The organism is Vibrio chagasii, from assembly GCF_002954585.1.
GTDB lineage: Bacteria > Pseudomonadota > Gammaproteobacteria > Enterobacterales > Vibrionaceae > Vibrio > Vibrio chagasii_A.
The window spans coordinates 168,077-189,136 of record NZ_MSCI01000001.1; the positions used below are offsets into that span (position 1 = coordinate 168,077).

23 protein-coding genes and 1 pseudogene are annotated in these 21,060 nt (G+C 43.4%); 20 read left to right on the top strand and 4 right to left on the bottom strand.

Features of this window, described 5'->3' with window-relative positions:
* Positions 1–68 precede the first annotated feature (68 nt).
* The 7 genes and pseudogenes from BTO10_RS00785 to BTO10_RS00815 all read left to right on the top strand — a co-directional run.
* The gene (locus BTO10_RS00785) at positions 69–1,205 is read left to right on the top strand and encodes an efflux RND transporter periplasmic adaptor subunit (RefSeq protein WP_105023208.1); all 1,137 of its coding nucleotides are present in this window, start codon (positions 69–71) and stop codon (positions 1,203–1,205) included.
* Positions 1,198–2,469 (top strand): TolC family protein, encoded by a 1,272-nt coding sequence (locus tag BTO10_RS00790; RefSeq protein ID WP_105023209.1) that lies wholly within the window; start codon positions 1,198–1,200, stop codon positions 2,467–2,469. The genes BTO10_RS00785 and BTO10_RS00790 overlap by 8 nt, the downstream gene beginning before the upstream one ends.
* On the top strand, positions 2,466–3,710 hold the full coding sequence (locus tag BTO10_RS00795) for an ABC transporter permease (protein ID WP_105023210.1): 1,245 nt from the start codon (positions 2,466–2,468) through the stop codon (positions 3,708–3,710). The genes BTO10_RS00790 and BTO10_RS00795 overlap by 4 nt, the downstream gene beginning before the upstream one ends.
* Before the next feature lie 2 nt (positions 3,711–3,712).
* Positions 3,713–4,996, top strand: a complete 1,284-nt coding sequence (locus BTO10_RS00800; RefSeq protein WP_105023211.1) for an ABC transporter permease — start codon at positions 3,713–3,715, stop codon at positions 4,994–4,996.
* Between the two features lie 19 nt (positions 4,997–5,015).
* Positions 5,016–5,720 carry an ABC transporter ATP-binding protein gene (locus BTO10_RS00805; protein WP_176680085.1) on the top strand — a complete coding sequence of 235 codons (705 nt, stop codon included), beginning with the start codon at positions 5,016–5,018 and terminating at the stop codon, positions 5,718–5,720.
* A gap of 213 nt (positions 5,721–5,933) precedes the next feature.
* Complete coding sequence (locus BTO10_RS00810) at positions 5,934–7,178, top strand: MDR family MFS transporter (RefSeq protein WP_105023213.1); 1,245 nt, start codon at positions 5,934–5,936, stop codon at positions 7,176–7,178.
* A gap of 53 nt (positions 7,179–7,231) precedes the next feature.
* A pseudogene (locus tag BTO10_RS00815) lies at positions 7,232–7,854 on the top strand (helix-turn-helix domain-containing protein); the annotation flags it as partial.
* 39 nt (positions 7,855–7,893) lie between these two features.
* On the opposite strand, the gene BTO10_RS00820 reads toward BTO10_RS00815, so the two are convergent.
* Complete coding sequence (locus BTO10_RS00820; protein ID WP_105024222.1) at positions 7,894–8,625, bottom strand: EAL domain-containing protein; 732 nt, start codon at positions 8,623–8,625, stop codon at positions 7,894–7,896.
* A 379-nt stretch (positions 8,626–9,004) separates the two neighbouring features.
* Here BTO10_RS00820 and BTO10_RS00825 point away from each other — a divergent pair, with 379 nt between their 5' ends.
* Together BTO10_RS00825 and tdh are read left to right on the top strand one after the other, a co-directional pair.
* Positions 9,005–10,198 carry a glycine C-acetyltransferase gene (locus BTO10_RS00825; protein WP_004742452.1) on the top strand — a complete coding sequence of 398 codons (1,194 nt, stop codon included), beginning with the start codon at positions 9,005–9,007 and terminating at the stop codon, positions 10,196–10,198.
* A 107-nt stretch (positions 10,199–10,305) separates the two neighbouring features.
* Positions 10,306–11,337, top strand: a complete 1,032-nt coding sequence (gene tdh / locus BTO10_RS00830) for an L-threonine 3-dehydrogenase (RefSeq protein ID WP_004742453.1) — start codon at positions 10,306–10,308, stop codon at positions 11,335–11,337.
* A 111-nt stretch (positions 11,338–11,448) separates the two neighbouring features.
* On the opposite strand, the gene BTO10_RS00835 is transcribed toward tdh, so the two are convergent.
* Positions 11,449–12,486: a phage integrase gene (locus tag BTO10_RS00835; RefSeq protein WP_105023214.1), complete on the bottom strand. Its 1,038-nt coding sequence runs from the start codon at positions 12,484–12,486 to the stop codon at positions 11,449–11,451.
* A 131-nt stretch (positions 12,487–12,617) separates the two neighbouring features.
* Here BTO10_RS00835 and BTO10_RS00840 point away from each other — a divergent pair, with 131 nt between their 5' ends.
* From BTO10_RS00840 to BTO10_RS00850, 3 genes are all read left to right on the top strand, one after another.
* Positions 12,618–12,998, top strand: coding sequence for a hypothetical protein (locus tag BTO10_RS00840; protein WP_105023215.1), 381 nt, complete (start codon positions 12,618–12,620; stop codon positions 12,996–12,998).
* Positions 12,999–13,578: 580 nt separating this feature from the next.
* Entirely contained in the window at positions 13,579–13,887 is a 309-nt protein-coding gene (locus BTO10_RS00845; RefSeq protein ID WP_105023216.1) for a hypothetical protein, read from the top strand.
* Positions 13,888–14,222: 335 nt separating this feature from the next.
* On the top strand, positions 14,223–14,906 hold the full coding sequence (locus tag BTO10_RS00850; protein WP_105023217.1) for an RES family NAD+ phosphorylase: 684 nt from the start codon (positions 14,223–14,225) through the stop codon (positions 14,904–14,906).
* A 27-nt stretch (positions 14,907–14,933) separates the two neighbouring features.
* Here BTO10_RS00850 and BTO10_RS00855 read toward each other — a convergent pair whose 3' ends face one another.
* Positions 14,934–15,584: a helix-turn-helix domain-containing protein gene (locus BTO10_RS00855; protein WP_105023218.1), complete on the bottom strand. Its 651-nt coding sequence runs from the start codon at positions 15,582–15,584 to the stop codon at positions 14,934–14,936.
* Between the two features lie 217 nt (positions 15,585–15,801).
* Here BTO10_RS00855 and BTO10_RS00860 point away from each other — a divergent pair, with 217 nt between their 5' ends.
* Complete coding sequence (locus tag BTO10_RS00860; RefSeq protein ID WP_105023219.1) at positions 15,802–16,167, top strand: hypothetical protein; 366 nt, start codon at positions 15,802–15,804, stop codon at positions 16,165–16,167.
* 380 nt (positions 16,168–16,547) lie between these two features.
* Complete coding sequence (locus BTO10_RS00865; RefSeq protein WP_105023220.1) at positions 16,548–18,242, top strand: reverse transcriptase domain-containing protein; 1,695 nt, start codon at positions 16,548–16,550, stop codon at positions 18,240–18,242.
* A 274-nt stretch (positions 18,243–18,516) separates the two neighbouring features.
* Here the strand turns inward: BTO10_RS00865 and BTO10_RS00870 are convergent, their stop codons facing one another.
* Positions 18,517–19,143 carry a phage repressor protein CI gene (locus tag BTO10_RS00870; protein ID WP_105023221.1) on the bottom strand — a complete coding sequence of 209 codons (627 nt, stop codon included), beginning with the start codon at positions 19,141–19,143 and terminating at the stop codon, positions 18,517–18,519.
* Positions 19,144–19,240: 97 nt separating this feature from the next.
* Here BTO10_RS00870 and BTO10_RS00875 point away from each other — a divergent pair, with 97 nt between their 5' ends.
* From BTO10_RS00875 to BTO10_RS00900, 6 genes are all read left to right on the top strand, one after another.
* Complete coding sequence (locus BTO10_RS00875) at positions 19,241–19,453, top strand: hypothetical protein (protein ID WP_063522797.1); 213 nt, start codon at positions 19,241–19,243, stop codon at positions 19,451–19,453.
* Positions 19,454–19,567: 114 nt separating this feature from the next.
* Complete coding sequence (locus tag BTO10_RS00880) at positions 19,568–20,107, top strand: phage regulatory CII family protein (protein ID WP_105023222.1); 540 nt, start codon at positions 19,568–19,570, stop codon at positions 20,105–20,107.
* Between the two features lie 10 nt (positions 20,108–20,117).
* Positions 20,118–20,342: a hypothetical protein gene (locus BTO10_RS00885; protein ID WP_105023223.1), complete on the top strand. Its 225-nt coding sequence runs from the start codon at positions 20,118–20,120 to the stop codon at positions 20,340–20,342.
* A gap of 20 nt (positions 20,343–20,362) precedes the next feature.
* The gene (locus BTO10_RS00890; RefSeq protein ID WP_105023224.1) at positions 20,363–20,650 is read left to right on the top strand and encodes a hypothetical protein; all 288 of its coding nucleotides are present in this window, start codon (positions 20,363–20,365) and stop codon (positions 20,648–20,650) included.
* On the top strand, positions 20,650–20,877 hold the full coding sequence (locus BTO10_RS00895; RefSeq protein WP_105023225.1) for a hypothetical protein: 228 nt from the start codon (positions 20,650–20,652) through the stop codon (positions 20,875–20,877). The genes BTO10_RS00890 and BTO10_RS00895 overlap by 1 nt, the downstream gene beginning before the upstream one ends.
* The gene (locus BTO10_RS00900) at positions 20,874–21,059 is read left to right on the top strand and encodes a hypothetical protein (RefSeq protein ID WP_004742467.1); all 186 of its coding nucleotides are present in this window, start codon (positions 20,874–20,876) and stop codon (positions 21,057–21,059) included. Before BTO10_RS00895 ends, BTO10_RS00900 begins: the two co-directional genes overlap by 4 nt.
* The last annotated feature ends 1 nt before the right edge of the window (position 21,060 follow it).

The window sequence follows — 21,060 nt, forward strand, 5'->3', positions numbered from 1 at the left end:
GATATGATTCTAGAACTTTATGTTCATAAGATGGTCACAAGACTACACAAAAATAATCGGTATCAATAATGGCAAAAATTTGGCTTGTCTCTGCTGTGAGCGTTGCATTGCTTGGCGGCGGTGCGTATTTTTATCTGCAATCTTCCACTCAACCAGAGGCGTTTCCAACGCTGGCAGTGGAAAAGGGAACCATTGAAAAACAAGCGGTAGCGGTCGGCAATATTGTCCCTGCGCACTCGGTGTCTATTAAGTCGCAAATCGATGGCATCGTGGGCGAGATGTACGTGCAGGTCGGTGAGAAGGTCAAGCAAGGCCAAGCATTGATTAAGGTTCGCCCGAACCCGACGCCGCAAGCATTGACCGACGCATCGACAGATCTCATGCGCAGCGAAGCCGACTTGGAGTCTGCTAAACAAAAGCTGACTAACCTTGAAAGCTTGGTTAAACAAGACATCATCCCTAAAAACTATGATGAATACGTCAGCGCGCGCTCAGCAGTGAAATCCGCTCAAGCGAACGTACTGCAAAAGCGTCAGAACTTAGAACTGATCCGCAGTGGTGAAGCTTCCATTGGTAATGCCCGTTTAACTTCAACTATTTATGCACCAATTGATGGCACGGTATTAAACCGCAAAGTGGAAGTGGGTGAACCAATTATCTCGACTGAATCCAGCCAAGCGGCGACAGAAATGATGTCTCTGGCTGACATGAACAGCCTGATCTTCAAAGGCAGCGTCAGCGAGCATGATGCAGCGCAGCTTACTCCGGGCATGCCTGTGTTACTTACCGTTGCGCCTTATCCTGATATGGAAATTTCCGGAGTGTTAACCAAAGTTGCAATCCAATCAGAAAACCTTAACTCGCCAGAAGGCAATGCGACGGCAAAAAGCTTTGATAACGGATTTGAAGTCGAAGTTGGTGAACTGAATATCCCGAAAGAAATCCTACTGCGTTCGGGTTTTTCGTCTACTGCACAAATAACACTGAAGAAATCCGAAAACGTCTTAACCTTGCCAGAGCGAGCACTGAAATTTGATGGCGATACGCCAAACGTATTGATTCCAGATAGCTCAGAGCAAGGTTTCCACAAACAAAAAGTGAAGCTTGGTCTGTCGGATGGCATCAACGTAGAAGTATTGGATGGCGTTAAGCTAGACGAAGAAATCATCGATAACAGCATGATGATGGGAGCCGCACATGGCTAATCGAAACCTATCTAAAATCGGATGCGCGGTTCTGGTGGCCACACTTAGCTTACCAAGCTATGCCATCTCGATTGAACAAGCGTGGCAAAAGGCGAAGCAAAATGACCCGAACTATGAGAAAGCCAAAATTGGTGTTCAACTTGGTGAAGTAGGTGTCGATTCAAGTCGCAGTTCGCTCTTACCCGGTTTAAATGCCACGGCATCCGCGAATTGGAATGAATCCACAGACAACACCAACAGTTATGGCGCATCGCTTTCTCAAACTATTTGGGACAGCAGCTTATGGTCAGATTTGGATCAAGCCAATGCCAACTACATCAAAGCTCAGCTAGAGCTGACTCAGTCACACAATGAACTAGCTAAAAGATTGCTTTCATCGTATTTGGATGTCGCGAGTGCACAAGGTGATTTGCAGTTGGCGCAATCCAAGTTGGAAGAAGGCAACAAACTGCTGAAGATCATCGAGAAGCGTTACCGAGCAGGTAAAGTGAAATCGGTGGACGTAGAAGAGATCCGTGCGACACAAGTTGCTGATAAAGCCGGTATTTTGAATGCGCGCTCAGATTTAGAAGTTAAACGAGCAGAACTAGCAGCTTTGATCAACCAAGTACCCCAAGACGTTGACCAAATTCGCACAGACTCCCTTGTTCAACCGCCAATGATGGTGGAATCACAAGAGCAATGGTTAAAGCTTGCTAAAGATAGCAGCCCAGAGTTGCTGGTGGCAGCACAGAACGTGAAAGCCAGCGAGTTTGCCAAAGATTCAGCCCAAGGCGGCTACTACCCAACGGTGAAAGGTAATGTTGGGTATAACGATGATGGCCGACGTAAAGACGGTGAATTCAGCGCTGGCATTACACTCAGTGTACCGATTGACTTGAATGGCGCAACGCGTGCCAGAGTGGAAGAAGCGTCACTCAATACCTTCAGCGCAAAACAAGACTTACGCAAAGTCGAAATCGACATCCAAAAGCGTGTGATTCAGCAATTTACTCAAGTCGACATTAACTGGAACCAAGTTTTGATGGCGGACGAATTGGTTACTTCTCGCGAGAAAGTGTTGCGCAGCAAAGAGAAACTTTACGATGCCGGTATGTTAGAAGTTTCGGAAGTGATTAGTGCGCACAACAGCTTGTTTGAGGCGAAAAATAGCCTGCAAAACAATCTGTACAACTACTGGCGTCAGCGTATCGGCTTGTTGCAAACCGCCGGTAAGTTAGATGATGACACCATGGCACTGATCTCTCGAGCATTTAACTCATGACCCGTCTATTGCAACAAACTTTATTACAGCAGACCGTATTGCAGCAAACATGGCAAACACTGATGGCGCATCGCGTGAAGAGCATGCTGGCCATCGTGGCTATTGCTTGGGGGGTAATTTCAGTTGTGGTGTTGATTGCACTGGGTGAAGGTTTTTATCGCCATCAAACTCAGCAGTTGTCATTTATGGTCAACAATGTGCAAGTCGCATTTCCGTCGAGCACCAGCAAACCTTGGCATGGCTTACCCCTGAGACGCGAGATCCAGATTCCGCAGGATAAGGTCGATATGATCGAACAATCGGGTTTTGTGAAACAAGCATCTAGCGTTTATGCCAAGTGGGATGCGAACGTCACCAATGAAAAAGGGCAAAACCTGACAAGCTTCGTCAGTGGCATTGATTCACATTACTTCTCGTTGATTCAACGTAAGTTGGAGTCGGGTTCGCGTAACCTTTCACCCAGTGATATTGCCAACCACACCCGCGTTGCGATTTTGGGGGATCAAGTCGCTAGGATGGGGGGAATTCACGTCGGGCAAACCACCAAAGTCAATGGCATTCCATTTTTGGTGATCGGCATTATGAAAGACGAAGATGCGGGCATTTCATTTGGTGATAGCCGCAGAGTTTTTATTCCTCATACTACGTATCTTGATTTGTGGGATGCTAAACCCTGGATGCTGCTACTCAAGCCTGTCGACAGTATGGATAGCAACGCATTCCGACAAGCCATCGTAAACTTTTATGCCAAACAATTACACTTTGACCCGACCGATAAAGAAGCGATTAACCTGCCAGACTTCAGTGAGGGCGCAGCGGTGATCACGGGTATTTTCCGAGGCATTCAAATCTTCCTTGGGGCAAGTGGCGCAATGACTATGGCCGTTGGGGCGCTCGGTGTCGCAAATATTATGTTCCTCTCTGTGACAGAGCGAACGCGAGAAATCGGTGTACGCTTGGCGATTGGCGCAACGCAAAAATCCATACTCAGCCAGTTCATCCTTGAAGGTTTGTTATTGGTGGCTGTTGGCACCGCAATTGGCTTAATGGTGGCTTATTTGGTGGTCGCACTGCTCGGGTCTATGCATTTACCGGATTGGTTAGGTTTTCCTGTGATTACGGGAGATTCCATTACTTTGTCATTATTGGTGACTCTCGTTCTAGCGCTGTTGGCGTCTTACTTTCCGGCAAGGCGAGCATCGCGTCTCACCCCCGTAATAGCATTAAGTGCGAGGGCGTAAATATGTTGCTACCAATGAGACAAATCTTTCAGGAAATGGCAGCAGAAAAGCTGCGTTTGGGTTTGACCATTCTTGCCGTTGCGTGGGCGACCCTATGTATCGCTGCCATGCTGGCGGTGGGCGAGGGCATTCGCCAAGGCGTATTGAGAACAGCGCAAGATGGTAACGGGAACCTGATTTACTTAACCGGGGGCATGGCGACCGTCGATTATGGCGTGTTCCACCAAGGTAAGTTTTTAACCTTAAAAGCCGATGATACTGACGTAATTGAAGCTCTGCCAGAGGTGAAAAGCGTTGCGCCAACCGCAGTTTGGGATGAGCGCATTACAGTCGGTGATCGAGGAATATGGCAAAAACCATTAGCCGTCACGACAGACTTCGCATCTATGACCAACTTGATCCCGATGGATGGCGGACGTTGGCTCAATCCACTAGACCAAAAAGAGATGCGTAAAGTCGTTGTGTTGGGCTATTCACTTGCTGCGGACTTGTTTAACCCTATTGAAGATTTCAGCTGGTTTACCCCTGTGACACTGCAAACCAACCCTGTCGGTGAAAAGGTCAAGATTGGCAGTGAAGAGTTCACCGTAATTGGTGTGTTGAAGAAGAACAGTGCTGAAATCGAACAGGGCGACCAAATCAACTACGCCAGCTTCGTGCCGTTAGCCACGTGGCAACGCTTTCATACTAACGGCGAGATCGGAGGCATCAACGTTGAGCCGCAAGCTCATGCTGATCGTGAAAAACTGGCAAAGACCATTCGTCAGGTGATCGCTCGTAAACATGGCGCCAGTGTGAGTGATGAGCAGGTCGTCCAAGTGGAAGACATGTTCCTCAGACAGAAAAGCATGCAGCAGTTCTTGATTGGCTTACAAAGCTTTCTTGGCATCATCGGCTTTGTCACGCTGGCCGTGGCGGGTGTAGGGATTGCGAATGTCATGTACGCGACCGTAAAACGTTCCACCCGAGACATCGGTGTGCGCATGGCAGTTGGTGCCACGCCCACTGCCATTCGTCTTCACTACCTAGTGCAATCGCTGATGACCATGATGCTCGGCGGTGTGCTGGGGCTAGGTGTGACTTACACGCTTGTATCTGCCATCAGCGCCATAAACTTAGAAGGGAACACCTTCTATGAACATCTCGGGAAACCTGTCCCTGAGCTGTCTTGGATCGTTATTGCGATTGTGATTTCCACCTTGGTGTTTATTGGTGTCGCCTCTGCATGGCTGCCTGCAAACCGCGCTGCCAAAGTGAGTCCATTGGAGGCGCTGCAAAGTGAATAACAAAAATTATGGAGATAAAATGTCGAACACGCCACTAGTTGATTTGACTAACATTTGTAAATACTACTCAAGCGGAGAGGCGGAAGTTCGTGCGCTAGACGGCGTCGATTTGACCATCAACCAAGGTGAATTTCTTTCCATTCTTGGTCCGTCTGGCTCAGGTAAATCGACCCTGATGAACATGCTGGGCTGCCTAGACAAACCGACCGATGGCCAATACCAATTGGGTGGTCAAAACGTCGCAAGTTTAAGCCCGAACGAACTAGCTGGTATTCGCAACCAAAAGATAGGCTTTGTCTTCCAAAGCTTTAACTTGTTGGAATACGCGACAGCATTGGATAACGTGGCACTGCCGTTGGTTTACTCTGGAATCAAAGCCAAAGAACGTCGCCAGCGCGCCGCGAAGCTGCTTGAGCAAGTTGGGCTAGGGGATCGCCTCGATCACAAACCAAACCAGCTTTCTGGTGGTCAAAAGCAGAGAGTGGCGATTGCGAGAGCTCTAGTTAACGATCCGCAAATCATCTTAGCGGATGAACCTACAGGGGCATTGGATTCAAAATCCGGTGCAGAGATAGAGGCTTTGTTTAATCGTCTTCACGCGGAGGGCCGAACATTGATTATCGTGACACATGATAATTCGCTTGCGGAACGAACTAAGCGAATCGTAACGATCAAAGACGGCAAGGTATTGTCTGACCGCAAAGGGCAACATTACTCAGCCTAGTGCGTTGATCTTTGACTAGAGGCTGCTCTATTACTTTAATTCTAGACCGCTCTTCGTTGATGGTATTTTGGCTGTGTGCATCTGCTAATGTGAAATAGGTACGGAGGTGCCATAATTAATACAGCTTTATTGAATACTCTGTATCTATTCTACTTATTCTATATACTGGCTGAATAATAATATTTAAATCAGTCGGTTATAGAGGCGTTATCTATGGATAGATCAGAAAGCTTGTTTCAAAAGCAGCGTATAAAACGGTTTAACTTTTCAGTATGGACAGTTCTTATTGGAACGTTACTCGCCCGAACAAGCTACTTTATGGCATGGCCTTTTCTGATCGTCTTTCTCTATGAAGATTACGGTGCGTCTGCGATTGAAGTCGGTACCATGCTAGCGGTATCCGCGGTTGTTGGTGCTGGAACTGGGCTTTACTCGGGTTACCTTTCGGATAAGCTAGGACGTAAATGGGTCATGGTGCTAGGCAGTTGGATTGCCTCGATATCCTACTCTGGCATCGCATTAGCGAGTGAAGTGTGGCAGTTCTATGTGTTGATCATGATGACGGGTCTAATGCGCCCAATGATCGAAGCGCCAGCTAAGGCAGTCATAGGCGATAATCTCAAAGACTCCAAAGATCGTGAGTTAGCGCTGAACATTCGTTACTTCTTACTTAATCTGGGTGGCGCACTTGGTCCATTGATTGGTATCACTTTGGCTCTTTCTCAGCCACAAAACCTGTTCTTTGTTGCTGGTGGTACTTATGTCGTTTACGGTTTCTGGCTGCTGTTAGGAATTGAACGAAAAGGTACTTTTACCAAGCCAGATCCCTCTCAACTGCCTAATTTCGCCGCGACGCTTAATGTGATTCGTAAAGACAATATTTTTGTAAAACTGATGGTCGCTAACTTCATCATGATGTTTGTCTACGCGCAGGTTGAGTCGTCAATTCCTCAAGTCATCGTGCGCTCTTCAATCGCTGATGCCGCTCAACTCATTGCTGGGTTAGTTTTGGTGAATACGCTGACGATTATCGTTTTCCAGTTCCCAATGCTTAAATGGCTTGAGCACGTGCCGCTGTTTGTTAGAACTCGAATCGGCATGATTTTGATGGCGATTGCGCAAATTGGCTTTCTTTTTACACCAAATGATTGGCCACTAGGCTGGGGAATTGCTTGTTTTATATTAAGTTTAGGAGAAGTGATTGCTTTCCCAACCCTTAATGTACAAATCGATAGAATGGCACCGCCACATCTCAGAGGATCTTACTTCGGCGCTGCGGCACTTTACTCTCTTGGCTTTGCTATTGCGCCATTGCTTGGTGGTGTGGTGATAGAAATGTTGAGCGCATACTGGCTATTTGTGCTCTGCTTCATCCTATGTTTGGTGATGATTTGGTTATACTGGTTGGCAGAGCATACTGAAGACAGTGTCGAAAGAGAGTCGATGACCCAGAGCTAGCGAGATGAGCCTTGGGTATTAAGCGACAGATAATAACTAAGGCAACGTGAGTTATGGATAAATCGAATTTTGCACAAAAGTTAAAGTATCTTCGTGAAGAAAAAGCTTTATCTCAGCAGGAGTTTGCTGAGTTACTTTCCCATTCTCACCGAGCATTTTCTGGTGTTAATCAGGTGATGGTGAGCCAATGGGAAAGGGCGAGACACTGCCCAGTTTTGTTCGTCGTTTGGTGATTGCGAGCTTCTTCCAGGTTGATTATGACTACAAGGTAACCAGTGTCGAATCACATAGCTTTAGCTCACTACCTGCAAAAAGGCTCAGATCGATTCAAGGAATGCATCAAAAAACTTACGGCAAAGATTTTATCGAAGTTGCGAGTCATTTGGGTGTGAAGAGAGAAGATATGCAGGTGCTGTGTTTTCTTTATGAGGGTGTCATCATTGGGCATGTGGTTTACGACGGTGTTAGTAAGATGCTGTGCAGCGTTGGTGCCGTGAGTATTGTCATTCGTCGTAAGATTTTTGATTACATGGCAGACAGCTTAGCTGATACTGAATTCTGTTTTCCTACTCTTGATCCAGCTATGTGTCAGTTTCTTTATGATCTCTATCTTGAGCCTTACATGAGCAAGTTTGGCATGCCATTTTTCAAGGCTGATATTAAAAAAGCGTTGAATTTGTTTTAAGCTAACCCTTTCCTTAGCGGGACAGAGTCATTACATGACAAGTCTAAGATCCGTCAATGGAAGTGGCTTCGAGTATAGGAAACCCGGGCAGCGATCGAAGCCAAGCTGGTGGACACGTTGATGTGTATCAACATCTTCAACGCCTTCCGCTACGGTTTCAATTCCAGACGCTTTGCAGTAAGCCAAAGTTTGCTGGATTAGCGCAGAGCGAGCGCTGTCTTCGCTATTTACAATCGACTTATCAAATTTCACTTCATCGACATCAAGGTTCATCACCTTATTCATGTCTGAGTAATCCACACCGAAATCACCGATAGAGATTTTAATACCAAGCGCTTTATAGCGTTTAACCTGTTCGTAGAGCTCTTCATCCAATTGATCAGCTTCACTGAGTTCGAACGTTAACTGTTTTGCCTTGAATGAAGTATTCCAAAGTAGTTCACGCACCTTTTCTACATTATCTGGGTTCGCTAGTACTTTTTTGCTGATATTAACGGCCAAGTTCAAGTGTGCTGATAGCGACTTCACTTCAGTTAAAGATTGCTCAAGGACACTAAAGAAGATCTCTTCTTCGTAACCTAATGCGAAAGCACTATCAATGAACACACCAGGTGAAAAGACACCTTCTTCGGGAATATTCAGACGAAACAGTGCTTCCACGCCTGTCACTTTCTCTGCACTCGATTCTACTTTTGGTTGATAAAAGCAGGTGTGCCAGTCGTTTTCGAAGGCTTCTTGAATGATGTGATCGGATAGTGTCATGGGCTTGTTTCTCATCTTATCTTGGGCATCTGTGTAACGGCCGCACATTCTGAGAGAAACAGTAATTAACCACTATATCGTTTTGAGATTAAAAATTGAGATTTAATATGAAAGCGAAATTAGGTCGAATTTTCGATGGATATGGCGTGAAAAAGAACAAGAGAGGGGCGTTAATGTGCCCTGTGTCACTGGGATGAACTATTATTCGTGCCTCAGGTTCATTAATGTTTTTCCAACTGGAGGGATAATCGAAAAGGGGATGTTCAACTAGAATATAGAGATTAGTTTTACAGTGTAAATGATCGTTTTAGGATCGTTTATATCCCTACATAATGCGGCGCGCGATGCTGCTGAATAATAACTAGGAAGGAATGAGACAATGTCTTCTGCATTTTACCAACAGATTCAAAATCAAATCGAAGAAGTTAAAGAAGAAGGTCTTTACAAGTCTGAGCGCATTATCACTTCTGCTCAAAAAGCAGCGGTTTCTATCTCGACTGGTGAAGAAGTACTAAACTTCTGTGCAAACAACTACTTAGGTCTTGCTAACCACCCAGAGCTTATCGAAGCTGCAAAAGGTGGTATGGATCAGCACGGTTTTGGTATGGCTTCAGTTCGTTTCATCTGTGGTACTCAAGATTCTCACAAAGAACTAGAGCAAAAGCTGTCTACGTTCCTAGGTAAAGAAGACACAATCCTTTACACATCTTGTTTCGATGCTAACGCTGGCCTATTCGAAACGATTTTGGGTAAAGAAGACGCAATCATCTCTGACGCACTAAACCACGCATCTATCATCGATGGTGTTCGTCTATGTAAAGCTATGCGCTTCCGTTACGCAAACAACAACATGGAAGAGCTAGAGCAGCAACTTATCGCTGCTAAAGAAGCTGGCGCTCGCCACACGCTAATCGTAACTGACGGCGTATTCTCAATGGACGGCGTAGTAGCGAACCTTCCTGCTATCTGTGACCTTGCAGACAAGTACGATGCACTAGTAATGGTTGATGACTCTCACGCTGTGGGCTTCATGGGTGAAAACGGTGCTGGTACTCACGAGTTCCATAACGTTGTTGACCGTATCGACATCATCACAGGTACGCTAGGTAAAGCAATGGGTGGCGCTTCAGGTGGTTACACGTCAGGTAAGAAAGAAGTGATCGACTGGCTACGTCAGCGTTCTCGTCCATACCTATTCTCTAACTCTGTTGCACCAGCAATCGTATCTGCGTCTATCCGCGTTCTAGATCTTCTAGCAGAATCTGGTGACCTACGTACAACACTATGGGAAAACTCTGCTCACTTCCGTACTCGCATGGAAGAAGCTGGTTTCACTATGGGTGGTGCTGACCACGCAATCATCCCAATCATGCTTGGTGATGCAAAAGTAGCGGCTGAATTCGCAGAGCGCGCTCTAGAGAAAGGCATCTACGTTGTAGGTTTCTCTTTCCCTGTAGTACCAAAAGGTCAAGCTCGTATCCGTACGCAAATGTCTGCAGCACACTCTCGTGAGCAACTAGACCGCGCAATCGATGCGTTCATCCAAGTTGGTAAAGACATGGGTATCATCTAATTTTATTGCAGGTTGTTAGCGTAACGCTAATGCTGTGATGATTAGATAAGAACAATAAGATTTTTGATTCTCGCCTTACAGTAAGGCGAGATGAACTAGGTAACATTATGAAAATTAAAGCACTTTCTAAACTTAAGCCTGAAGAAGGCATTTGGATGACCGAGGTTGAAAAACCTGAAATGGGTCATAATGATCTTCTTATCCGTATTAAGAAAACCGCAATCTGTGGTACAGACGTACACATCTACAACTGGGATGAGTGGTCACAAAACACAATTCCAGTACCTATGGTTGTAGGTCACGAATACGTAGGTGAAGTTGTTGGCATCGGCCAAGAAGTTCGTGGTTTTGAAATCGGCGACCGTGTATCTGGCGAAGGTCACATCACATGTGGTCACTGTCGTAACTGTCGTGGCGGCCGTACTCACCTTTGTCGTAACACAACAGGTGTTGGTGTTAACCGCACTGGTGCATTCTCTGAATACCTTGTGATTCCTGCGTTCAACGCATTTAAGATCCCTGCAGAGATTTCAGATGATCTAGCATCAATCTTTGACCCGTTCGGTAACGCAGTACACACAGCTCTTTCTTTCGACCTAGTAGGTGAAGACGTGCTAATCACTGGTGCTGGCCCAATCGGTATCATGGCTGCTGCGGTTGCTAAGCACGTAGGTGCTCGTCACGTAGTTATCACTGACGTTAACGAATACCGCCTAGACCTTGCTAAAAAAATGGGCGTAACGCGTGCTGTAAACGTGATGGAAGAGAAGCTGGAAGACGTAATGGCTGATCTAGGTATGACAGAAGGCTTCGACGTAGGCCTAGAAATGTCTGGTGTACCATCAGCATTCAACAGCATGCTAACTAACATGAACCACGGCGGTAAGATCTCTCTACTAGGTATTCCACCATCAGACATGGCAGTAGACTGGAACCAAGTAATCTTTAAAGGCTTGGTTATCAAAGGTATCTACGGTCGTGAGATGTTCGAAACTTGGTACAAGATGGCTTCTTTGATTCAATCAGGCCTAGATCTAACACCAATTATCACTCACCACTTTAAGGTTGATGACTTCCAAAAAGGCTTTGACGCTATGCGTAGCGGGCTTTCAGGCAAGGTAATCCTAGATTGGGAATAGTCTAAATAAGGCTCTTATTTGCAAAAGGCGACAATGTGAATTGTCGCCTTTTTTACGTCTAAAACCGCTAAATAACGCTCTTTTACAGTGGCTGCCGCCATTTTGTCGCCACTAATTCTCTAAAGGATTGAGGTGAACAGCCTGCATCAAATGCTCTGGGGCAAAATGAGAATACGCCATTGTCTGCTCGATTTTTGTGTGGCCAAGAATACGCTGCAGCACTAAGATATCCCCTTTATTCATCATAAAATGCGAAGCAAAAGTATGCCGTAGAACATGGGTCGCTTGCCCATTCGGAACGTGCTCAGGCAAGGCTCTCTTTATGTAACGCCAAGCATCTTTGTAACTGGTGTTAAATATGTCATGGTCGCTCACCGCTATATCTAATATCTCTTGATACAAAGATGATGAGATAGGCACACTGCGATTCCTTTTCCCTTTTGTCTCTGTGTAAGTCAATTTGAACTCGGTTATTTGAGCGCGAGTTAGAGTGAGTGCCTCACTGATTCGTGCACCAGTGGCCAAACAAATTTTCGCGATGACAATGATTTGCGGGATTGATACCTTGATAACTCGCTTGAAGTTCTGCAATTCATCAAAGAACTCGTCGATTTGTGGCTTGGTTAGATAGGCAAGGTGCTTCTCACTGGTTTTGATCGGCTCGATTGCTTGAAGCGGGTTGGGATATTTCCACTGATTGTACTTAATCAGCTTCTTGAACATGCCCTTTAGATAAATCAGTTCAAGGTTGTGTGTGGTTGGGGATATCTCGATGGATTTATTCTTGCCCCTATAGGGGACTCGAGCTGCTCGATACGCCAGGTAGTCTCGTTCTTTAAACTGGCAGGCAATTGGGTTACCTAACTCTTCAATTGTTTTGGATATGAGATCTTTGGCTTGCTTGCCTGACTTTAGAGTATGGCCATGGATGGTCCACCAATTTTCCAAAAGCTCACTCATTCTTCGGTCATCCGGTTTAATACCCATCCATGGCTTATCGTCAATCTCCTTCATCGTGTGACGCTCAAAGGCTTTAGCTTCGCCTTTGGTAGCAAACTTCTTACGAACACGTTTTCCTGCTCGCCCATTTGGGTAGCACTCACAGATCCAAGGTTTGGTCGAGCCATCTTTCAAATTGCGTACTGACATAATTAAGCCTAAAATAACTGTATATAAAAACAGTGTAAGTCGAGCTTGAACGTAGAACAATGTTTTATGTCGCACAACAAGCACAAGCTCGATGTATATCTCAACACATTGAAATTTAATCAGGTTTTACTATGTTTCAATCCATTCATGTGAGCGCAGGCTACAGTGCTATCAAGATGAATAGCGCGGGCCCATTAGACTTAAGCAAAAAGAATAAGGGCGAACTCTCCGCACTGTTAAAGATGGGGAATGTGTTTCGCGCTCCCTTTGGCGGTTTTATTGAAGCAGAGAACGTAGTGGGTCTACGGAAGGTGAAGCTGATTGATATTAAATACCTATGTACCGACTCAGACGCCGAAGTAATCGAGTACGTGATACAGAAAGACCACTATGTAGTAGGAACGTACCAAGACCGGAAGTTGTACATTTTACTGTTTGATGGGCAACCGAGGCATCATCAAATTAAGACTATTGAGAAAAGTGTGAAGAATAACGTATTTTCTTTAACTTAATATTAAGTCCACATATACCGTAAGGTATAAATCATATGTTACCATGTGCAGTAAAGCTAAGTTATAAACTTCGATTTGAACATCTGTTTTCAATGTTAGATTAAGACATGAACATTTCTTGAATAGCCCTAAATGTTGTCAACTTAACTTCGAGGACGTTTCAGGTATTTCGGGCATGGTTAGGAATATAAAAGGGTATGCTTGGTTTAAAGTAAAAGATCTGATTGTTGATATTAAAGCCGATTAGTTTTATGACTATGCATATTTTAAAGCGCTTGTAGTATCTGAATCTAACTCATATTCAGCTTATTCTAGCGAGCCTGCTAGGTTTCAGGACATAAGTATTGATTTGTCATGAGTAAACTGAAAAGTGCTGTGGTGTTTATAGCCGAACTCCCACTTAAAAAGCGTTTAAAACAGATGTGCAATGCTCGGCATTCTTGTTTCTAGTCGAGATTTGGTGTTTATGAAGTACTTTTAGGTCAGGTGGTGGCCCTGGTCACTAATGAACTTTGCAGTTGTGTTTTACCTGAAGTGTCCATTCTCATAAATTTAACTGTCGACTATATATGGAATAAAAATGGAATTTAATGAACAAAACTACCAAACGATTAAACGTTCTTGTTTACAAAAGCAGAATATAACGTTTTATGCACCAAAAGAGTTCACTTGTTTTGCTAATGATGAAGCTCCTTCTTCTTGGAGAGCGTACCCTCCAACATCTCTTGCAGATGAAGCTTATGAACAGATATTTGTTTGCACTGGAGAAGATGCGAGAGGAACCCTTACCAAATTAGAACTTACAATTCACTTAGATGGTGGTCGGATTTTATATCGGAGAAGAGATGACGAATACGTCGAACTACAAGTGACTTTTAATACACATTAATCTGTTTAAGAGTGATTCGCAATACATGGCATTTTGTGCCGTGTGTTCTTTTATTTCAAGCTAGGATGCGGCAGGTTCGGTATTGCCTTGGTCTCCACTGCACATGGGGAGGCCCCATCGAGGTGGTTGAGTATGTTTTTATCTATAAATTCACTTTTTTAGGGTAGATTAAATATATATATCAGTTAGTTATGCTATTATCTAGCGCTGTATCTTTTGATGCAGAAAGCGCTCACTTATTGAACGATCAATAGGTGGGTTTTATTAACATAAGCCAATTTATTAAGGAATGCTTATGAGGATATTTAGATTAATGTGTATGAGGCCTAAACTATATGACAAAACTGACTGGGGCGATGGTAATCGCCGAATTACGTAAACTTGTAGAACTAAACGAACTCCCAACTAAAACGATTGTTGCAGATACCCATCTGTACCGTGTGCAACCGAAAGGTAAACCAGAAGCGTTTTTTTTCAACGCACCTAAAACCAAATTAGGTCGCTATAACGACCCGAGTTTTCATCTAAAAGTGAGTTATTTTAGCTTAGCTCAAATTGATGGAATCGGTGAAACCTTCTGCCGAGGTCGTACACAGCCAATGTCAAAGATCCGCATTTCGCGTACTGATGATATTAATACTAAAGATATTACTACAAGTGCAACGAAAGTTACGATTGATGTTTTTGATGTAAGTGCTTTTGGCGCAAAAGTAGGTATCCCTGCGGATTTGTTGACGAGTATTGACTATAGCCTCTGTCAGGCTATTGTTCAGTTTTTCTCTGAGAATCCTCAGCTTGGTATTAATGGTCTCGCTTATACTTCGCGACATCATGACGCGCGGAAATGCTTAGCATTGTGGGAGTCCTCGATGTACAAACAAGATGATCTTCTTAAAACTATCGGCTTCGAATTACTATCCGATTACATTGAAAAAGATCACTTACCTAGTTACTGGAAATATGAAGATATGAACATTGAAGAGCTATTGTCAAAAGTGTTCAATATCGACGTCCTTTAAGATAAGAAAAGCACTGCTAAGCAGTGCTTATTTCGCAGTATGACTGTTCATAAGGTGTGCTATGTTGAGTAGTCGTTCTAGTTGTTGCTTTGATATACCTTCTCTTAGTAACGAAATTGGTTTTTGATATACGCCATCAGTAATTTCTAATTCGTCTATGAAAAAAGAAATTTGCGATATCGAAGAAACTTCTTTCATCTGCACTAATACCTCTTCAAAGTGTTCTACTTTACATCCATCCTTGAACTGAAAAGCCGGATAAACAAAGTCACCACCTTGCTGTATTGCTAATAATCTCGAGGCATCTCTCTGATTTTTAACTGTTTGCCTTGATACTCCGAGGATCTTACTTACTTCACTTGCTTTATATAGTCCGCCTGCAGCCTTTAAGTCTGAGTAAAACCTCTCTTTAGAGTCGAGCTGGCGCTTTAATTGGTCTAACTCTCTTTGGCTAACTTGGGCTCTTGATTGAGATAATAGAAGGTTAATTTGAGTAAAGCATTCAGTATCAGACATTGCTAACAACTTAAGAGCTTCTTTGCTATCAGCCAAATCAGACAAAGCTTCATGAAGAAGTTTTATTAGCCTTATAGATAAAGCTTTTGTTACATCATCAAAATTATTAAATGATTCCTGATAGTTATAAGCAGTTTCGTTAAGATTTTCTTGTAGGGTCATAGTAGTACCTCTCTTTACGATTTATTTTATGAGTACAAAGGTAAAACGTCAAGGTTAATTTTTGGTCGTTTGTGTGCAGAGTAATATTGCGTTGATCACACTTTAACTTGTGTTAGATGCTCGTGAGTTCGAAAAATCGTGAAAAGGTATATTGTTTCGTTTGCATATCTCATGTAAGTTGCTATTTAACCTAAAATAAGAAGCAGAAGGTTAAGTAATGCATACAGAAACATTTACCGCATCGGTTCAATACAATGATCAAAAAGGTACAGCTGCTGCTGATCATTCAGATAATGATTGTCTAATTTCATGGTTGAAAGACAACGGGCACGCAGAAGATTCAGAGCGCCTTATTGGTGTTGAAATGTTTGTCAGTGATACGGCTATCGAAAATGATGATGATCCAGTATGGGTTAGTGCCTTTTTAGAAGATGAAAATGACGGCTCTATAAGAAAGGTAAGGGCTAATATGTCATTTGAGGGTTTCTTTTCCTCTTTTAAACGTTTCAATATCATGATCTCTTGTGGTGGCGAATTGACAGATGAAGATGTATCAATAGATAGTGAGACCGAAGTAGATTAATGCATCTACGAGTCGTATAAGACAGAATCCCAGCACATGGCATTTTGTAGTCCGGAATCGCCTCATTGTCAGTTACATTACTAAGTGGAACTGTTATCGAACAGCAGACCATTAAGGTACAGCAGTTGAGTATAGTTATTCTTTGGATCACTTAGGAAGCGAAATGAGTATTTCGAACATTTATCATCCAAGGGAACAAAGGTTTGTTGCAAATATAAGTCCTTGATTATATTATGCCACACGCCTCTTCTAGAGTTGCCCTTCTATGGCGCATTCGCCATGGTTTATGTACGTATAGCTAAGGCTCTTACGAGCATATTTATGATTGCTTATATTGAATTAGGTTGTCTCAGCCGAGTTGAACTTTAGAAGAGGCCAAGTTGGAAATATCTTCAGTTAAAAACCTTGATGACCTGGCGAAATGCTTAGGTCAAAGTAAAAAAACATTGGCCTATCTGGCTTATCACGCTCCCGTAGACAAAAAGTATAAGACATTTTCTATTCGTAAAAGAAGCGGTGGAAATCGAACCATTACCGCTCCTTGCTCCAAGTTGAAGAGTATTCAGTATTCCATATACAACCAACTTAATTCTTTTTACCAACCGAAAAAGTCCGTTCATGGTTACGTTAAAGATAAGAGCATCGTGTCTAATGCTAGCATCCATGTAGGACAGCGCTGGTTAGGTAAAGTGGACGTAAAATCTTACTTCCCATCGATCACGACTAAAAGAGTTGTTGGTTTGCTACGGAATGAGCCGTTTAATTTACCTAATAAGATCGCTGCTACTGTAGGCCTGCTAGTTACTTATAACGGTTATTTGCCGCTAGGCTCTCCTTGCTCACCAATAATCTCAAATTTAATTACTCGAAGACTAGATGCAAAACTTAGTGCATTGTCCCGTGGGTATAAGTGCTATTTCACTCGATATGCTGACGATATTTTCTTCTCAACTAATAGAAAAGTTTTTCCTAGGGAGCTAATTCACCACAATGAAGATGGTGTATCGACTATTGGACATAAGTTGAACGAAGTATTCGAGGAAGAAGGCTTTACAGTTAATACGGATAAAGTTTCCCTGAAAGATAAATCTCAACGACAAGTAGTGACAGGGATTGTCGTTAATGAGCGAATGAATGTCCCCAAAGAGTATATTAGGGAACTCAGAGCTATGCTTTACTCATGGGAAAAACATGGTCTAGAAGCTGCAGAAAAGGATTGGCTAAAGAAATATGTAAACTTAAATAGAAATGGACAAGATATCCCTTCTCAACCAAGGTATCGTTGGATGGTCAGAGGAAAGCTGAATCATATCGCTGCTGTTCGGGGATCTAATGATGAGGTATATCTCAAATATGCAAAAAGATTAGCTAGGATTGACAATACATTCAAAATTGACCCTAAAGCGATTACCGCGTCTATAGCCAGTGAAATTAAAGTCCATATCGAAGGAAAGACTGATGCGATTCATATGAGAGCTGCGATGCATGCCCTTCATGGTGCGGGTAAATATACTTCGTTAAAGCTTTCCTTTCCAAATGAAGATACAGCTAAAGGGGATGGTGAGTTAATTAAAGCTTGTAAGGTGATGTCTAGTAGTAATCAGACACATTTAACTATTTTCCTTTTCGATAGCGATGTAGATAAAACCACTAGAGAAATGAAAGGGTCAACACTAGCTTACAAAGACCACGGCAATAACGTTTACTCAGTAGTAATGCCAAACCCAAGTTTCAGAAATGATGAGAAGATTTGTATAGAGCACCTCTATACAGATGAAGACATTATGAAGAAAACAGAAAATGGTTTACGCATATTTAAGAGCGATGAGTTTAATAAAAAAAATGGTTTGCATATCGAAGAAAAAGGGATAATTAGGTTGTATCCGAATAATAGTACTTTGATTGTAGATAGTAATGTTATTGATGTTGAATCTGGGGAAAATGTTGCGCTGTCTAAAGCTAAATTTGCAGAGCTCATTGAGAGTAAGAGAGCACCATTTGACAGTGTCTCTTTTGATGGGTTTGAACCATTATTAGATATTTTCGAAAAGCTACACACTGACTATATCAAATAGCTATTTGTTATCTCGTAAATTTGGTTTGAGATTATTCAGGTTTAAGCTCATAGCAACTTAATTTTGTCTAACAAAGTTATAGATTATTTTAGGTAGTACACGACTAGAGCTTCGAGACCAAAGAAAAAGGCTGCCAAATGGCAGCCTTTTGAGTTTGCAAGCAAAGATGTTAACGTCCTTCCCCGATAGGACAGGGTGATAATAACCCATTTAGATGTTAGCGATACCGTTAACTAGGTTGACTCCGAGTGAGCTCAAAGAATGAGTTCTACAGCTAGCACTTCTCCATTATTAATGCGACACGCCCGACAACTCTCACATCATCTTCCTCAACGGTTAATGTCGAGCCGTTAAAGCTAATCGCTAGTTTCTTACCTGGTAAGCGCTGAATCTCATTGAGTGAGAGTAGGCCGTCCATATCTACTAAGTAAGTACCACTTACTGCTTGGCGAACTTCTTTATCGACAATGAATGTAGCTCCATCATGCTCGATGCCCATTACATTCAGAACCCCAAGTTTGTCTAAGTAGCTCTTATCAAACGCTAACGTCTCATTCCCTATGAACTTTCCGTTCACTAAGGCGAAGTAATCGATATCAAACAGTGTCTTCGCTTCGTTTTTCTTAGACGTATGTTCTTGTACTGCGTGATCAGGGAAAGCCTCGCCTTCTCCCAAAGCTAAATATTTGATTGATGCGCCAGTCTTCAAATGAAGTCTCAAAATCACTTCAAAAGGAGTTAGCTCTCTTTGGTGCCACGTAGATATCGTCCCTTTTGAAATTCCAAGTACGTCACCAAGGGACTTGAAGTCTTTCGTTTTCGTGACTTCTTTCATCCTTTCTGTAACTTCTCGGCCACCAATGTATTCAAAAGATGGTATTTGCTCTTGTAATTCACTCATAAGAAGTCTATATTTTCACTCAAATGATTACTGGACAGTGCGGGGTGCGACCCTATTGTCCGAAATGAAACACTCAATAGCTAGATAGGATATCACTATGCTCTCATATCAAGTAGTTCTAAATACACCTTTCATGACGTACGACCAATACTCTCAGTTCTCTGGTATGCCTAAACGTACCATCATGGATTGGGTGGCCGACGGCCGCTTACCTATTAAAACTAAAGCAAAAGGTAAGGAAACTCCTCTTATCAATATGATCGCCTTAGTTGAAATGGCGACTCGTGAAACGATGGAAAAGTTAGGGTAGGCCGCTATGCGTTCCTCTTCCCTGATGCCAACCAAAGAGTATTGTCCGCTGTGGCTCAATATTCTTGGGTGGGGTTTCGTTTTCATCCCGTTTGTCTTCAATTGAGTATTGGTCATGAACGAAATTGACTCAATGTGCGAATTCCGTGGCTCTAAACAAAAAGCATTTAATGAAGCGTGCTGTGCATTTTCGAACTCGGAGAACATGACCAAGTTAGCGAAAGCCGTGGGCATGAATGCGACCATGCTGCGTAACAAGCTCAACCCAGAGCAACCGCACATCCTTACCAATGTAGAGCTTGTGCTCATCACCAAGGCCAGTGGCAACTTCACCATTCTTAATAGCCTTTTGCTTGGCCTAGGCGTGGTAACGGCACAAATCCCCAATGATGCGAGTGAAGAGACTTTCATTAAACGCGCATTAGAAAACGCGGTGCACTCGGGTGACTTATCTCGCATGGCTTTAGAACATGCTGGGAACGATCGCCTAAGCCGCACCAACAAACACATTATTATCCAAAAGGCACAGGCGGGTATTAGCAACCTTGTGCTTCTTATCAACGATATCGAAAGCCGCACAAAAGGCGTTTCCCCATTCTTAGCCATGAGTGTGGATTTAGTCGCCAATGGTTCGGCTATTCCCGGACTGACTTAGGAGAGCCCAAATGGAATCGACTAACCCAATTCATAGGCCTTGCCCGGATTTACCTGCATACAGCCTAAGCCAAGAGCAGAAAACCAAAGGCTTAGCCATGCTCAAGCAAGTCAAAGCTCAAGTTCGTGACGGTGTTCTTTCCAAGTTGCGAACGGAGTATGAAGATGCGGAGAGCCCAACGTTAAAAACGGCGATTAGCCGCAGAGCAAGAAGCATTAAACGCAACTGGTCATAACCACAAGCTAAGGATTAAGCATGATTACTCAGACACAAGAAGTCGCGAACAAACGCGCTATTCAATACACCGTCAATTCTATTTACAACTTGGTTTTTGAGAACAGTGATGTGATCGATTTCCGCATTGAGTTTTCTACCAAGCATAAGTACTTCGGAGTCTTTCACTTTGAAGGGAATCGCACCAAAGAGCTTCATTTAATCGTTCTACTGGATAGTGCATCTGCACTGGAAGAACTTCTGGAAGTGGAAGATACGTTAATTGAGCGCATCGCGGAGTTCAAAGATCAAAAAGGAGAGGCGGCCTAATGGAATATTTAGCCGTACTTCTTTGCCCAAGTGGCGGCATTGTTCGCCACGAAGAGACTCAACAGGTCCCGAACGTTCAGGTTGGTGATTTTGACTCAATGGACGATGCAGTTAATCAAGCTTGCGTAACGCTTGAATGTACTCACCTGTTCAAAGGCGTGATCTCAAAAGGTGAAGGTAAAAGTGGGTTTATGGTGGTGACAAGTCAGGAGTTGGAGACGATATGAGCGAAGCGTTAAAAGTGGCCGCTGAGGCTCCGGGTTATATCGAAACCTTATTAGTAGAAATGCTGGAAGGTAATCATCCCGATAATGAGGTGCTGTTAGGTACTTTGCTTTCGGGCAATGAGTCTATCCAAATTCAATTGAAGATCACCCGTAAACCAGAAGACTTTATGGATGAGTGTTGAT